Annotated in this window: 13 protein-coding genes; 7 read left to right on the forward strand and 6 right to left on the reverse strand. The window is 72.5% G+C overall.

Features of this window, described 5'->3' with window-relative positions:
• Positions 1-148: 148 nt before the first annotated feature.
• From KUM32_RS22855 to KUM32_RS22865, 3 genes are all read right to left on the reverse strand, one after another.
• Positions 149-469, reverse strand: coding sequence for an SCO5918 family protein (locus tag KUM32_RS22855; protein ID WP_217143810.1), 321 nt, complete (start codon positions 467-469; stop codon positions 149-151).
• A 60-nt stretch (positions 470-529) separates the two neighbouring features.
• Positions 530-2,089 carry a DEAD/DEAH box helicase gene (locus KUM32_RS22860; RefSeq protein WP_217143811.1) on the reverse strand — a complete coding sequence of 520 codons (1,560 nt, stop codon included), beginning with the start codon at positions 2,087-2,089 and terminating at the stop codon, positions 530-532.
• Positions 2,090-2,381: 292 nt separating this feature from the next.
• Positions 2,382-2,585 carry a cold-shock protein gene (locus tag KUM32_RS22865; protein WP_217143812.1) on the reverse strand — a complete coding sequence of 68 codons (204 nt, stop codon included), beginning with the start codon at positions 2,583-2,585 and terminating at the stop codon, positions 2,382-2,384.
• A gap of 454 nt (positions 2,586-3,039) precedes the next feature.
• Between KUM32_RS22865 and KUM32_RS22870 the strand changes: the two genes are divergently transcribed.
• The 3 genes from KUM32_RS22870 to KUM32_RS22880 all read left to right on the forward strand — a co-directional run bounded on the left by KUM32_RS22870 (position 3,040) and on the right by KUM32_RS22880 (position 6,119).
• On the forward strand, positions 3,040-3,984 hold the full coding sequence (locus tag KUM32_RS22870) for an RNA polymerase sigma-70 factor (protein ID WP_217143813.1): 945 nt from the start codon (positions 3,040-3,042) through the stop codon (positions 3,982-3,984).
• A 185-nt stretch (positions 3,985-4,169) separates the two neighbouring features.
• Entirely contained in the window at positions 4,170-5,345 is a 1,176-nt protein-coding gene (locus KUM32_RS22875) for an NAD(P)/FAD-dependent oxidoreductase (RefSeq protein WP_217143814.1), read from the forward strand.
• A gap of 141 nt (positions 5,346-5,486) precedes the next feature.
• On the forward strand, positions 5,487-6,119 hold the full coding sequence (locus tag KUM32_RS22880) for a glyoxalase (protein WP_217143815.1): 633 nt from the start codon (positions 5,487-5,489) through the stop codon (positions 6,117-6,119).
• A 63-nt stretch (positions 6,120-6,182) separates the two neighbouring features.
• Here the strand turns inward: KUM32_RS22880 and KUM32_RS22885 are convergent, their stop codons facing one another.
• Positions 6,183-6,962 carry a polysaccharide deacetylase family protein gene (locus KUM32_RS22885; RefSeq protein WP_217143843.1) on the reverse strand — a complete coding sequence of 260 codons (780 nt, stop codon included), beginning with the start codon at positions 6,960-6,962 and terminating at the stop codon, positions 6,183-6,185.
• 328 nt (positions 6,963-7,290) lie between these two features.
• Between KUM32_RS22885 and KUM32_RS22890 the strand changes: the two genes are divergently transcribed.
• Positions 7,291-7,995, forward strand: coding sequence for a DUF4232 domain-containing protein (locus KUM32_RS22890; RefSeq protein ID WP_217143816.1), 705 nt, complete (start codon positions 7,291-7,293; stop codon positions 7,993-7,995).
• A 504-nt stretch (positions 7,996-8,499) separates the two neighbouring features.
• On the opposite strand, the gene KUM32_RS22895 is transcribed toward KUM32_RS22890, so the two are convergent.
• Entirely contained in the window at positions 8,500-9,054 is a 555-nt protein-coding gene (locus tag KUM32_RS22895) for a DUF4232 domain-containing protein (RefSeq protein WP_254405977.1), read from the reverse strand.
• A gap of 382 nt (positions 9,055-9,436) precedes the next feature.
• Positions 9,437-10,462, reverse strand: a complete 1,026-nt coding sequence (locus KUM32_RS22900) for a sporulation protein (RefSeq protein WP_217143817.1) — start codon at positions 10,460-10,462, stop codon at positions 9,437-9,439.
• Between the two features lie 430 nt (positions 10,463-10,892).
• Between KUM32_RS22900 and KUM32_RS22905 the strand changes: the two genes are divergently transcribed.
• The 3 genes from KUM32_RS22905 (at position 10,893) to KUM32_RS22915 (ending at position 14,263) form a co-directional block, all read left to right on the forward strand.
• A complete protein-coding gene (locus KUM32_RS22905) occupies positions 10,893-11,726 on the forward strand; it encodes an MBL fold metallo-hydrolase (protein ID WP_217143818.1) in 834 nt (277 codons plus the stop codon).
• A 105-nt stretch (positions 11,727-11,831) separates the two neighbouring features.
• Entirely contained in the window at positions 11,832-13,271 is a 1,440-nt protein-coding gene (locus KUM32_RS22910) for an MFS transporter (protein ID WP_254405978.1), read from the forward strand.
• 131 nt (positions 13,272-13,402) lie between these two features.
• Positions 13,403-14,263 (forward strand): helix-turn-helix transcriptional regulator, encoded by an 861-nt coding sequence (locus tag KUM32_RS22915; RefSeq protein WP_217143819.1) that lies wholly within the window; start codon positions 13,403-13,405, stop codon positions 14,261-14,263.
• Positions 14,264-14,293: the final 30 nt, after the last annotated feature.

Genomic DNA, 14,293 nt, shown 5'->3' on the forward strand with positions numbered 1-14,293 from the left:
CCCGGGACCGAGCCGTCGGCCCTGCCGACCACGGCCCCCTCGCCCTCGGCCCACGACGGCGCGGACGCCGCGGCACGGTGAGGAACACGGCAGAGGGCGGGACGGAGGTGAAAACCTCCGTCCCGCCCTCTGTCCACAGATCCCGCGCTCACCCGTCCAGGGGCGTGGTGCCACCGAGCAGCGCCGAAGCGGTCTGGACCGGCGTGGCGGCGGGCGCCGGCGCCGGCGCGGCCTCCGGGTCGGGGTGGCAGGTGAAGCCGAGGCGGGTCATGGCCCGCACGACCTCGCCGCTGGAGAAGTCGCGGCGGTCCTGCCGGGTGACGACCTCGCCCACCTGCTTGACGGGGTAGCGGCGGCGTCCGATGGTCACGGACTCACCCGTGACCGGTTCGGGCGTGACGCCCTTCATCGAGTCCAGCACCCCGCCCTTGGTGAGGTCGAACGGGTACCGGGCGATGACACAGCGCATGATGCCTCCACAAAGGGGAGTCGGGACTGGGGGGTTGCCGAAACGCCGAAGGCCGGCGGGCTAGGCCGCCGAGCCGTCGGTGGCCTGGCGCCGCGGCCTGCGGCGCGGGGCCTCACCCGCGGGCCGGCCCTGGGCGCCGCGGCCCTGGCCGGTGCGGCTCTGCTGGGTGGAACCCTGTCCGGTGCGGCCCTGCGCGGTCCGGCCGCGGCGGCCACGGGACGAGGAACCCCCGCCGGACGCGGCGCGACGGGGCCGCTCCACGACCGGCACGGTGATGACGACCGGGACACCGGAGGGTTCCTGCGCGCCGGTGATGCGGGTCAGCTCCGCCTCACCCGCACGGACCGGGGTGACCTGCGGGGTGATGCCGGCCGAGGCCATCAGCCGGGTCATGTCGCGTCGCTGGCCCGGCGTCACCAGGGTGACGACGCTGCCGGACTCGCCGGCGCGGGCCGTACGGCCGCCCCGGTGCAGGTAGTCCTTGTGGTCGCTGGGCGGGTCCACGTTGACGACCAGGTCGAGGTTGTCGACGTGGATGCCGCGGGCCGCGACGTTGGTCGCCACCAGCGCCGTCACGTGCCCGTCCTTGAACTGGGCGAGGGTGCGCGTGCGCTGCGGCTGGGACTTGCCCCCGTGCAGACCCGCGGCGCGCACACCGCTCTTCAGCAGGTGCTTCACCAGCCGGTCCACGGCGTGCTTGGTGTCCAGGAACATGATCACCCGGCCGTCCCGCGCCGCGATCTCGGTCGTCGCGCGGTGCTTGTCCGCCTCCTGCACGTGCAGCACGTGGTGCTCCATCGTGGTGACGGCGCCCGCCGACGGGTCGACGGAGTGCACCACCGGGTCCGTCAGGTAGCGGCGCACCAGCCGGTCGACGTTGCGGTCGAGGGTGGCCGAGAACAGCATCCGCTGCCCGTCCGGGCGTACCTGGTCGAGCAGGGCGGTGACCTGGGGCATGAAGCCCATGTCGGTCATCTGGTCGGCCTCGTCCAGGACGGTGATCGCGACGTCGTCGAGTCGGCAGTCGCCCCGGTCGATGAGGTCCTTGAGACGCCCGGGCGTCGCGACGACGACCTCCGCGCCGCTCCGCAGCGCACCGGCCTGCCGGCCGATCGACATGCCGCCGACCACGGTGGCCGACCGCAGGCCCACGGCACGGGCGTACGGGGTGAGCGCGTCGGTGACCTGCTGGGCGAGCTCGCGGGTGGGGACGAGGACGAGGGCGAGCGGCTGCCTGGGCTCGGCGCGCCGGCCCGCCGTACGGGCCAGCAGGGCGAGGCCGAAGGCGAGCGTCTTGCCCGAACCCGTGCGACCGCGGCCGAGTACGTCGCGCCCGGCCAGGGAGTTCGGCAGGGTCGCCGCCTGGATGGGGAACGGCGCGGTCACGCCCTGGTCGCCGAGCGCGGCCAGCAGGCGCGCCGGCATGTCGAGCTCGGCGAACGACTCGACGGCGGGCAGCGCCGGTGTGACCGTCTTCGGCAGTGCGAACTCGCCCTGGGGGGCGGCCGGCCGGCGACCGGAGACCTGGGAGCGCCCCGAGGCCTGGGAACGCCCGGAGGCCTGGGAACGGCGGGGACCGCCGCCGGAGCGTCGGCGGTCGTTGGTGCGTACGCGGTTCATGCGGAACCTTCCTTGATGTGGCACGTATCAAGGGAGACCCGCAGCAGAAGAGCCGCGCAGGGAATCGCAAGAACGAGCCGGCCCCGGTCAATTTCGGCGTCTGGAGCCGAGTGGACCGAGAGAATTGATGAAACCTGGGAAACCTGGGAAACCTCGGAAACCGAGGAAACCGGGCGAACTGAATCCGCGGGGAGGGAAACGGACCCCCGCGGAACGCTCTGCGCCCGGAAACGCGGCGAGCTGGGTCCCGCACCCCAAGGTGCGGGCCCCAGCTGCGAAGTACGCGTGAGCGTCAGGCGGGAACGATGTTCTCGGCCGTCGGGCCCTTCTGGCCCTGGGCGATGTCGAACGTCACCTTCTGGCCTTCGAGCAGCTCACGGAAGCCCTGGGCGGCGATGTTCGAGTAGTGGGCGAAGACGTCGGGGCCGCCGCCGTCCTGCTCGATGAAGCCGAAGCCCTTTTCCGAGTTGAACCACTTCACGGTGCCGGAAGCCATAATTTTCTCCTTCGGTACGGTGCTCGGAGTTCACCCTGTGTGAACTCCGGTCGCCGCGATGATCACCCCGTCGGAAAAACCTTCAGGCAACCACAACTGCAACTTCCCACGACAGTAGCACGCCGTGATCGACCGAGCGCGTGGAATAAACTTGCTCCGGCTGGCCGAGTGAGGAATATTCCCGGGGCGTCCCGTTGATTTCTCCCGCCATGGCGACAGATATTGGCCCGCCCGGGCCGCAGTCTTGCCCCGGGCCGCCCCGCCCGCACCGCCGTGACCTCGCCTTTCGGGGCCCGTGCCGCCGCCGGGACCACCGGCTCGGTGAAAGCGGCGAAATCGCCGAGATCGCGGTACGGAGACAAAGGACACGTTCGGCGGCGCGGCGCGTCGAGCGGCATGCCCGGGGGTCCGGCACCGTGCCGGGGGGTGCCGCCCCGTCCTAGAATCCCGAGCCATGGCCCTGACCGTGAACGACGTGGACCGGTTCGAGGCGTCCAGGCCCCGTCTGGAGGCGATCGCCTACCGTCTCCTCGGCTCGGCGAGCGAGGCCGAGGACGCCGTGCAGGAGACGTTCCTGCGCTGGCAGGCCGCCGACGTCGACCGCGTCGAGGTCCCCGAGGCGTGGCTGACCAGGGTGCTCACCAATCTGTGCCTCAACCAGCTCACCTCGGCCCGCGCGCGGCGCGAGACCTACGTGGGCCAATGGCTGCCCGAGCCACTGCTCGCCGGGGACCCGATGCTGGGCCCCGCCGACACCGCCGAGCAGCGCGAGTCGGTCTCGTACGCGGTCCTCGTCCTGCTGGAGCGCCTGTCCCCCGCCGAGCGGGCGGTGTACGTGCTGCGGGAGGCCTTCGAGTACCCGCACCGGGAGATCGCCGGCATCCTCGGCATCAGCGAGGCGGCCAGCCAGCAGATCTTCCACCGCGCGAAGAAGCACGTCGCGCGGGGCAGGGCCCGCACCGAGATCGACGAGGCCGCCGCCCGGCGGATCGTCGACGAGTTCCTCGCGGCCGCCACCAGCGGCCGGACCGAGCCGCTCGTGCGGCTGCTCACCCAGGACGCCGTCTCGATCGGCGACGGCGGCGGAAAGGTCCCGGCCCGTGCCAAGGCGTTCGAGGGGGCCCGCGCGGTGGCGACGTTCATGCGGGGCCTGTTCAAACCGAGCAAGGCCAAGCGCGCCCTGGTCGGCGGCTCGCCCGAGGTCTACGCCACGACCGCCAACGGCGACCCCGCCATCGTGGCGGTCGTCGACGGCCGGGTCATCGGCGTCCTGTGCCTGGAGGTCACCCCGGAGGGCATCGCCGCGTTCCGCAACCAGGTCAACCCCGACAAGCTCGAACGCGTGAACCGGCGGTGGGCGGCCGTCGACCACGGCGCACCCCTGCTCAACGCCTTCTGACCCGGTGTGACGTGCTTCACATCCTGCTCCTGTCAGGGTTCGGCGGGCTGCCCGGTTCAAGTGGCGAACCCGCCGAAGAACCCGGAGACCCGAAGAACCCGGAGACCCGAAGAACCCGGAGACCCGGAGACCCGGAGACCCGGAGACCCGAAGAACCCGGAGACCCGGGAGACAGGGAGCCAGGAATGCAGCACCGCATCGTCGTCCTCGGAGCCGGATACACGGGAGCCATCGCCGCCGGCCGCCTGGCCAGGCGACTGCACCGCGAGGACGTCACCATCACCCTCGTCAACGCCGAACCCGACTTCGTCGAGCGTGTCCGGATGCACCAGCTCGCGGTCGGCCAGGAGCTCAGGCCCCGGCCGTTCGGCGAGATGTTCGCGGGCACCGGCGTCGAACTGAAGCTCGCGACGGTCACCGGCGTGGACGTCGACCGCAAGGCCGTCGCCGTCCTCGACGCGAACGGCGCCGGGGAACTGACCTACGACACCCTCGTGTACGCCCTCGGCAGCGGCTGGAACCACCAGGGCGTCCCCGGCGCCGACGAGCACGCCCACGAGATCGCCAGCCGCCCCGGAGCGCTCCGGCTGCGCGAACGCCTGGCCCGCCTGGACGCCGGACAACCCGTGGTCGTGGTCGGCGGCGGCCTCACCGGCCTGGAGGCCGCGGCCGAGATCGCCGAGGCCCGGCCGGACCTCGACGTCGCCCTGGCAGCCCGTGGCGCTCTCGGCGACTGGCTCTCGCCCAAGGGCCGCCGCCATCTGCGGAGCGTCTTCGGCAGGCTCGGCATCACCGTGCACGAGCACACCGCCGTCACCGCCGTCGGGGCCGACCGCGTCACCACCGCCGACGGCGGGACCCTCCCCGCGGCGGTCACCGTGTGGACCACGGGCTTCGCCGTCCACCCGATCGCGAGGGCCACCACCCTCCAGGCCGACGACACGGGCCGGATCGTGGTCGACGGGACCATGCGCTCGGTCTCGCACCCGGACGTCTACGCCATCGGCGACGCCGCCCTGGCGATGGGCCCCGGCGACAAGCCGCTGCGGATGTCGTGCGCCTCCGGCACGCCCAGCGCGTGGCAGGCGGCGGACGCCGTCGCGGCACGCCTGACCGGCGGGAAGCTCCCGAACGCACCGCTGCGCTACTTCAACCAGTGCGTCTCGCTGGGCCGCAGGGAGGGCCTGATCCAGTACGTCACCGCCGACGACCGCGCCGTCCGGGCGGCCCTGACCGGACGGCTCGCCGCCGTCTACAAGGAGCTGGTCTGCAAGGGCGCGGCCTGGGGCGTCGCCAACCCGACCCTCGGGATACCGACCCGGCGCCGCCGCGTCGTGCGCGCATCGGTGACCGTCGGCTGAGCGGCGGCCCGCGCCCGTGCGCCGTGACCGGCCGACCGCGCCGGCCGGCCGGCCGGTGCCGGACGACCGGGTGCGCCGCCCCGCCAGGACGGTCAGTTTTCGAGAAGCGCCGCTGACCTGGCCGCCCGTACCGTCGAGGACATGAACTCCATCGACTCCGTCACCCTGGAAGTGGCCGATGCCGCGGCCGCCGCCCGCTTCTGCTCCGCCGCCTTCGGACTGGACCCCGCGCGGGTCCGCGTACGCGCCGGTGACTCCCCTACGACCGGCTTCCGCGGCTTCACCCTGTCGCTCGTGGTGTCCCAGCCGGGCAACGTCGACGCGCTCTTCGCCACCGCCCTCGACGCCGGTGCCACCGTCCTCAGGCCCGCCTCGAAGTCGCTGTGGGGCTACGGCGGAGTCGTCCAGGCCCCGGACGGCACCATCTGGCAGATCGCGACGTCGGCGAAGAAGGACACCGCCCCGGTCACGCGGGACGTCGACGAGCTCGTGCTCCTGCTGGGCGTCGAGGACGTCAAGGCCACCAAGCAGTTCTACGTCGAGCGGGGCCTGACCGTGGGCAAGAGCTTCGGCGGCAAGTACGTCGAGTTCGCGGCGGCCCCGGGCACCGTCAAGCTCTCCCTCTACAAGCGCCGCGCCCTCGCCAAGGTCGCGGGCGTCCCCGCCGACGGCACCGGCTCCCACCGCCTCGTACTCTCCGGCGCCACCGACCCGTTCACCGACCCGGACGGCTTCGTCTGGGAAGCCGCCGCCCCGCTGACGGTCACCCGCTGACCGCCGCGTCACGGGCCGCCGGGGGTGCCGGCCGCGGGGCCCGCGCGTCCGGCCGGGTGGCGGTCAGCGCACCGGGAAGCCGAAGACGTAGCCCTGCTCCTTGAGCCAGGGCAGGACGCGGCGCAGGGCTTCGACGGTCTGGGAGCGGTCGCCTCCCGCATCGTGGAAGAGGAGCGTCGGCCCGTTGGACAGCTCCCGCTCGACGGTGGCCACGATGGCGTCCGTGCCCGGCCGCTCGAAGTCCTTGGTGTCCACGTTCCAGCCCAGCGGGCGCATCCCGTGGGAGGCGGCCAGCTTCCGGCTGTAGGGGGTGAAGGCCCCGCCGGGTGCCCGGTAGTACATCGGCCGTACGCCCCCGGACGCCTCGATGATCATGCGCTCGGCGTCGAGGATCTCCTTCGACTGGTAGGCCTCGGACTTCTTGTCCATGCCCGTGTCGTGCGACACCGCGTGGTCGCACAGCCGGTGCCCGTCCGCGACCACCTTCTTCACGAGGTCCGGGTGGGCCTGCGCCTGTATCCCCGTCACGCAGAACGTGGCCTTCACCCCGTGTTCCCGCAGCAGGTCGAGCACTTGAGGGGTCCACGCGGGGTCGGGGCCGTCGTCGATGGTGATGTTCACGCCGCGCGCCCCCGCGTCCGAGGCGTGCGCGATGGACACGTCGACCGGCTTGGCGTCGCTGCCCGACGTGGCGGACGCGGACGCGCTCGCCTTCGGCGACGAACTGCTCACGCCGTCGGCCTGCGCGGTCCACACCGAGGCGCCGACGGCGAGCATCGTCACCCCGAGCGCCGCCCCGACCACCTTGCCGTACCAGCCCCGTCCGCCGCCGTGCCGTGCCATGTCCGCCCCACTCTCCCGTTGTTGCCGTCGGTCCTCGGTCACCTCGAGTCCACCTGCCAGGACGGAGAACGGTGGCCCCGGGATGCGTCCGTTACCGATCACGGACAATACCGGGAGGGTTCGCGGACAACTCGACCGGTATCGGCCGGAACGGGCCAGGAAGCCCGGGACGGACGTGGCCGTGTAACCGGTCGGTGTCAGCGTCGTCCTGTGACGGCGACGACGGGATCCCCGCGGCTCGTGGCCGCCTCATAGTGGTCGTACAAGCACTGAGCAGCCGAGGACGCTTCGGCCTCACCACCACCGACCCGATCAGCAAGGGGATCTCATGTCCGGCAACCGTCGCAAGGCCGTCCTCGCCTCCGTCGCCCTCGTGAGCGGAGCCGTGCTCATGACCGCGTGTCAGGACTCGGGCGAGACCGCGGACAAGGGGGCCGGCCAGGCATCCACCTCCTCCTCCCCCGTCGCGAACGTGGGCACCCCCTCCGGCTCTTCGGCCCCGGACAGCGGCCAGGGGACCGGCACGACGGGCGACGGTACCGGCACGAGCGGCAAGGGATCCGGCGCGGCCGGCAAGGGAACCGACGGAGCCGGCTCCGGTGTCGACACCGGCAACGGCGAGCGGGTGCCGGTCGAGCAGAGCTGCGGCGCCAACGACCTCTCCTGGAGCGCCAGGTCCGAGTCCCAGGCCGGCGGTTACATCCTGATCAGCGCGAAGGCGAAGCCGGGGATCAGCTGCTACCTGCCCGCCGCCCTTCCGACCGTGGCGTTCGGGTCCGACGGCACCCAGGCGGGTCCGGCGGAGCAGTCCGTCGGCGAGCAGATCAAGCTGGGCGGGAGCACCACCGCCTACGCGGGAGTGAACCCGAAGACCACCAACGGGGACGGCGGCAAGGAACTCGACAGCATCATCGTCGCCGTCGGGGACGGCGACCCCAACCCCGTCTCCCTGCCGGTCGACACCATCCTCGTCGAGAAGCCCGTCGTCACCAACTGGCACACCTCCCCGGCGGACGCGGTTCCCTTCAACTGAACGGAGCGCCCTCCGCGTCCGCTTGCCTCGCCGCGGAACGCCCAAGCCCCAAGCCCCAGGCCATCGGCCTGGGGCTTCGCTGTGGTGCGGGTGGCGAGCACCGAACTCGCGGTCTCAGCACGGGAAGCCGCGGTCACGCGCCGCCGGTACGGGCGCTGTCGTGGGCGGATCGCCACTGGTCCAGCGCGAGTGGTCGGCTCGCGGACGGCAGCCCCCGCCCCTCGCGCCCTGCCTCCTGTCGCCTGTCGCCTGTCGCCTTCGGCAGCCCTGGCCCTGTGTGACCGGCTCGGTGGTGGGCCCAGCGATCGGGACAGCAGGCCGTCCGGGCCGTTCGGGCCGTCCGGGCCGTCCGGGCCGTCCGGGTCGTCCAGCCGCCCGGCGCCCGCTTCGCGCGCGGCCGGGTGGCACCTGCCGGCGGGCACGCCCGCGGCGGGACATGCGTGAGGCCGCCGTCCGGCCGCGGGTGCGGCCGGACGGCGGCTGTGGGGTGGTGCGCCGGGGTGGTTACCAGACGAGGGCGTCCGCCGCGTTGTCCTGCCAGTAGGAGACGGTGGCGGCGCTGTTGAAGACGGTGCCGCCGTTCGGCAGCGTCAGGGTCTTCTCCTTGCCGGTCGCGCCGCCCGACTTGCCGGCGAGGGTCACGCCCAGGGTCTTCGCGTTGCCGCCGCCCTCGCCGTCGGGCGAGTACGTCAGGATGCCCGCGTAGGCGGACTGACCGGGCTTGACCAGCACCACGGCCTGCGGGACGGACTCCTGAGCCCACGGCAGCGGTGCCTGGGCGTCGGCGCCGGCCTTCAGCAGGGGGGCGTTGTAGGCGTAGCAGGGCTTGGCGCCGGTGTTGGTGGCCTTGAGCAGCAGGTGGTTGACCGGGCGGGTCGCCTCGGTGACCGTGAGCTTCATGTTCGCCGCGGTGCAGGCGGCGACCGTGGAGGCCGACTTCGTGGCCGTGGCGGCGGTGGCCGTCTGCCCGGCGGCCTGGACGCCGACGAACGCGAGGGCGGCGGCGACGACCATGGAGGAGGCGGCCGAGCGGGAGAGGAAGCGAGTGGCGGTACGCATGATGAGGCTGCTTTCTGTGAGTGTCGGGAAGTTGCCCGCGTGGTGGTGAACCGTGCGCCGAAGCGCGGGCCGGCAGTGCGGAGCGGGGCGGATCACCGTGTCCGGCGAGGCGCCGTGCTTGCTGACCCAAGCCTGTGCCACGCGTCGTCCCATCCGCCATTCCATCCGCGATCGCGGGACGCTGGGATGCCAGAACCGGCTCTGAACTGCGGGAACGCGATCTGTCTGGGAAGCCGGATGGAATGCGGACGGGGGCCGGACGAGGTGGTCGCTGTTCCCCCGGCGGTGGCGCGTACAAGGGCGCCTCGTCAGGGAACACGCGCCTCCACCGGGGGCGGGTGGCTGCCCGGCCTCCTCCGCCCCCGGGCGCGGACGGCGCCGCTCAGTCCTCGCCTTCGCCTTCGCCCTCGCCCTCGCCCTCGAAGAAGTCCCCCACCTCGTCGACGACTTCGGCGGCGACCATGCCGCCGACGACACCGACGGCGAGCCCGGCCGCGCCGGCCGCGACCGCCGTACCCACACCGGGACCGGAGCGGTGGTGGTGGCCGTCGTGGTGGTGGTCGCCGTGGCCGTGGTGCCCGTGCGGTCCGTGCCCGGCGTACGGAGCGCCCTGCCCGTACGCGGCTCCGGAGCCGTACGCCGCCCGGTGCTCGACGAGTTGCCGGATCCAGCCGTCCACCTCGGCCGTCCAGTCGCGGACGTCATGGTGGCCGACCGTGAAGCGGGTGAGCGCGTCGTGGCCGGAGGAGAAGAGGCCGCCGCGCTTGTCGGCCTCCAGGACGACCTCCAGCCCGCCGGGACCCGCCAGGAAGGTCACCTCGATCTCGTTGACCTGGTGGGCGTACTGGGGGGCCGGGGTGAGCTCGATCTCCTGGTAGAAGGGCAGTCGCTGTCCCGTGCCGCCGATGCGCCCGTACTCCAGGTCGGCCGACCTGAAGCCGAAGCCGAGCTGCCCGAGGGCCTCCAGGACGGCCTCCTGGGCGGGCAGCGCCGTGACGGTGAGCGGGTCGAGGTCGCCCTTGTCCCTGGCGCCGGCGACCGCGACCTCGGTGCGCACGCCCAGCACGATGCCGAGCGCCTGCCCGTACAGCTCGGTGATGGGCGTCTCCCAGGGCAGCGTGACGCTGAAGGACACGCTGTGCGGTTCCTCGGCGGCCAGCCGGAAGCCGCCGCCCACGGTGAACCGGTCGAAGACGACGACGCCCTCGCTCTCGCCGTCCTCGTGCTCCGCCTCGACCCGGGCCACGAGTTCGAGCGTGATGTGCTCGATCTCGAAGTCGGCCTGGCCGCCCTGGAGGTGCACCTGCCCGGTCAGTGTGCCGCCGGGCAGGGCGGGGGCCGGGTCGAGGACCGTGTCGACCGTGGGGGCGCCCACGCCGAGCGAGCCGAGAAGTCGCTTGAACACCATCGTGGCGTCCACTCCTTTTACGTGCGTGTGGTTCGTGAGGCGGTGCCGTCCGGTTGCACGGGGACGAACGGCACCGCGGCCGTCCGCCGGCCGGCTGCCCGGCCGTTCCGGGAGCGACCTTGCTTCTACAAGCACGTAGAAGCATAGGGTGGCTCCGGCGGGCGGGAGCGCGCTCCGGGGCCGCCCCGCCGGGAACGGCCGAAAGACGCTCCTGGTCCGGCCGCAGGCCGTTCATGAGCGGTGGTCCGGTCATGCTCCGGGACACCGCGCGGCGGGCCCGGTACCGCCGGAGTTCCGCGACGGCTCTCTCCGGCCGGGCGCGCCCTCGCGTGAAGGACCGGCCGCGGGGTACTCCGCATGCGTCCGGACCAGTCGGGACCGCGCGTCCCACAGCCGTGGACGGGGATGTCCCCGTCGGGTGAGGACCACCATGGCCGCCTTCGCTGACGACGCTCTCGACGTCCACTTCATCGGCACCGCGACGGTCCTGTTGCGGTACGGCGAGCTCACACTGCTCACCGATCCCAACTTCCTGCACCGGGGTGAGCGCGCGCACCTGGGGTACGGGCTCGTGAGCCGCCGGCTGACCGAGCCGGCCCTGGACCCGGCCGAGCTGCCGCCGCTGGACGCCGTGGTCCTTTCCCACCTGCACGGCGACCACTGGGACCGCCGGGCCCGGCGGCTGCTGGACCGGTCGGTGCCCGTCGTCACCACCCCGCACGCCGCCCGGCGCCTGCGCACCTGGCAGGGGTTCGACCGGGCGGGCGGCCTGCGCACCTGGGAGAGCTGCACCTTCGCGCGCGGCGGCTCCCAGGTCCGCGTCACCTCGCTGCCCGGCCGGCACTCCCTCCAGCCGGTGCTGAGCCGGCTGCTGCCGCCGGTGATGGGCAGCATGCTGGAGTTCGGCCCGCGCGACGGTGCGGCCCGCCTCCGGGTCCACCTCTCCGGCGACACCCTCCTGTACGCCGGGCTGGACGACATCGGCCGCCGCTTCCCCGGCGCCGAGCTGGCCGTGCTCCACCTGGGCGGGACCCGGCTGCCCGGTGGCTTCGTCGTGACGATGGACGGAGCGCAGGGCGCGGAACTCGCCCGTCGTCTAGGAAGCCGCCGGATCCTGCCCGTCCACTACGACGACTACTCCGTCTTCCGTTCGCCTCTGGAGGACTTCCTCGCCGAAGCCGGCCGGCTGGGCCTGCGGGAGCGGATCGTGCACTGCGCACGCGGGCAGCACGCGCGCGTGGAGCCCGGGAGCCGTGTGGGGTGAACCGTCGCCGTCGGCGCCGAAGGTGGCACTGCCAGTGACAGTCTCCGCAGGAGTGGCGTCAAGGGGGATCTGGCCCGCCGCGGTCGTGCGCCGGAGTCTGGGGGCATGACCACCGCTGATACCGCCACGAGCTCCGCAGTCGCGCAGCCGGCCGCCGTCCGGATGACCGGACGCCAGGTCGCCGCCCTGGTGGTGCTCCTGGCCTCGCAGTTCATGATGGCCGCCGACTTCTCCGTCCTGAACGTCGCGCTGCCCGAGGTCGGCACCGCCCTCGGGTTCTCCACCGGCAGTCTCCAGTGGATCACCACGACGTTCGCCCTGTGCGCCGCCGGTTGCACCCTGGTCTTCGGGCGCGTGGGCGACTACGTGGGGCGGCGGCGCATCTTCACCGCCGGCATGGCCGTCCTCGCCGTCTCGTCCCTCGTCGGAGGCGTCGCGGAGTCCCCGACGATGCTGCTGATCGCCCGTACCCTCCAGGGCCTGGCCACCGCCGCCGTCACGCCCGCCGCGCTCGCCCTGCTCACCACCACCTTCACCGAGCCCACCCTGCGCACCCGGGCGCTCGGCCTGAACAGCGTGATGATGAGCTCCGGCTTCAGCGTCGGCGCCATCCTCGGTGGTGTCCTCACGGACGTGTTCTCCTGGCGCTGGGCGTTCTTCATCAACGTCCCCGTGGCCATCGCGGCGATCCTGGTCGTGCCGCTGGTCGTCGACGAGAGCAGGGCCGAGCGGCGCACCCGGATCGACCTGCCCGGTGCCGTGCTCATCACCCTCGGCCTGTTCGCCGGGATCTACGGCGTCACCCGCGTCGGCGAGGAGGGCTTCGACCTGGTAGCGGGCGTCGCCCTGACCGCCGCGGTCGTCCTGCTGGCCGTCTTCTGGGCCGTGGAGACCCGTACCGCCGACGCCCTGGTGCCGGTGCGGGTCCTGAAGAAGCCCGACATCGCGTTCGGCAACCTGGCCGCCCTGTTCATCTTCGGCGGCGAGACCGCGCTGATCTTCTTCACCGGCCTGTACGTCCAGGACGTGCTCGGCCTGTCGTCCCTCGTCGCCGGCCTGGTGCTGCTCGGCATCGGCGTGGGCCAGATCATCGCCGGCACGGTCGGCCCGCGCATCCTCCAGCGCGTCCAGCCGCGCACCCTGCTCGGGGCCTCGCTGTTCCTCCAGGGCGCGTTCATGCTGCCCGCGCTGTGGGCGACCGCGGACTCGCGCTGGCTGGTCCCGCTGATCGCCACCCAGTTCGTGAACGCCTTCTTCTCCATGACGGCGGCGCTGTCCTTCATGGTCATCGCCACCTCCTCCGTCGACTCCGACATGCAGGGCATGGCGACCGGCATGGCCACCCAGAGCCAGCAGGTCGGTATCGCCATCGGCATTCCGCTGATCAGCGCGGTGTTCGCGGCCGTCATCGGACACGGCACGGTGACCGTGGCCGAGGAGCTGAGCGGCATCCACACGGCGATCGGCGTCGCGGGCGGCTGCCAGGTCGTGGTCGGCCTGCTGCTGTGGGCAGCGCTGCGCCGTAGGACGGCCCTGCCGGGCTGAGGCCCGGGCAGTGGCCCCACGCGGCCGGGAAGGCGGGTCCCCCCCGTACCGCCTTCCCGGCCGCCGTGGCATCGGTCACCCCGCTCCGGGGTGGCATTGCCGATGCCGTACAGGACTTCATAATCGGAAGGGTGGAGCACATCGTGAACACGGACCTCGGCAGCTATCTGCGCCAGATGCGCGAGCGCGTCCGGCCCGAGCAGATGGGTCTGCGATCCAGCGGCTCCCGGCGCGTCCCGGGCCTGCGGCGCGAGGAAGTGGCCGCGCTCGCCGGTGTGAGCCAGACCTACTACACGCGGCTGGAGCAGGCGCAGACCGCGCACGCCTCGCCGCAGGTCCTGCTCTCCATAGCCCGGGCGCTGCAACTGAGCGCCGACGAACGGGACTACCTGCTCAAGATCGGTACGCCGGTGCAGAACCCGCAGGAGCCGGCGCCGAGCGGGGACCAGGTCAGTCCGTCCACGAGGATGCTGGTGGAGTCGCTGGGGAACGTGGCGGCCGCCGTGCTGAACTACCGCTGCGACATCCTCAGGTGGAACTCCCTCTACCACCGGCTCTTCGCGCCCCACCTCGACTTCGACGCCCCGGGGCGTCCCGAACAGCGCCCGAACATCATCAAGATGAACTTCCTCGACGACAACGTCCGCTCGTTGTACGCCGACTGGGCCGCCGAGTCGGAGTCGAACGTGACGTACCTGCGGTTCATCTCGGGGAACCACCGGCACGATCCGCAGCTGGCCGAGCTGATCGGGGAACTGACCATCCAGAGCGAGGAGTTCGCCGCTCTGTGGTGCCGTCAGCGGGTGTCCAACTGCATCGAGGGCACCAAGCTCTTCGACCACCCGGTCGTCGGCGAACTGGAGTTGATGTACCAGTCGGCGGATCTCCAGGACGGCAACATCCTGAAGTTCTACCACGCGGAACCGGACTCCCCGCACGAGGCGGCGTTGCAGCTGCTGACGGTGGACCTGGACTCGGTGCACCACCGCTGACCCGCGCGAAGACGGCACCCCGGCCTCACG

Source organism: Streptomyces sp. AC627_RSS907 (assembly GCF_019049165.1).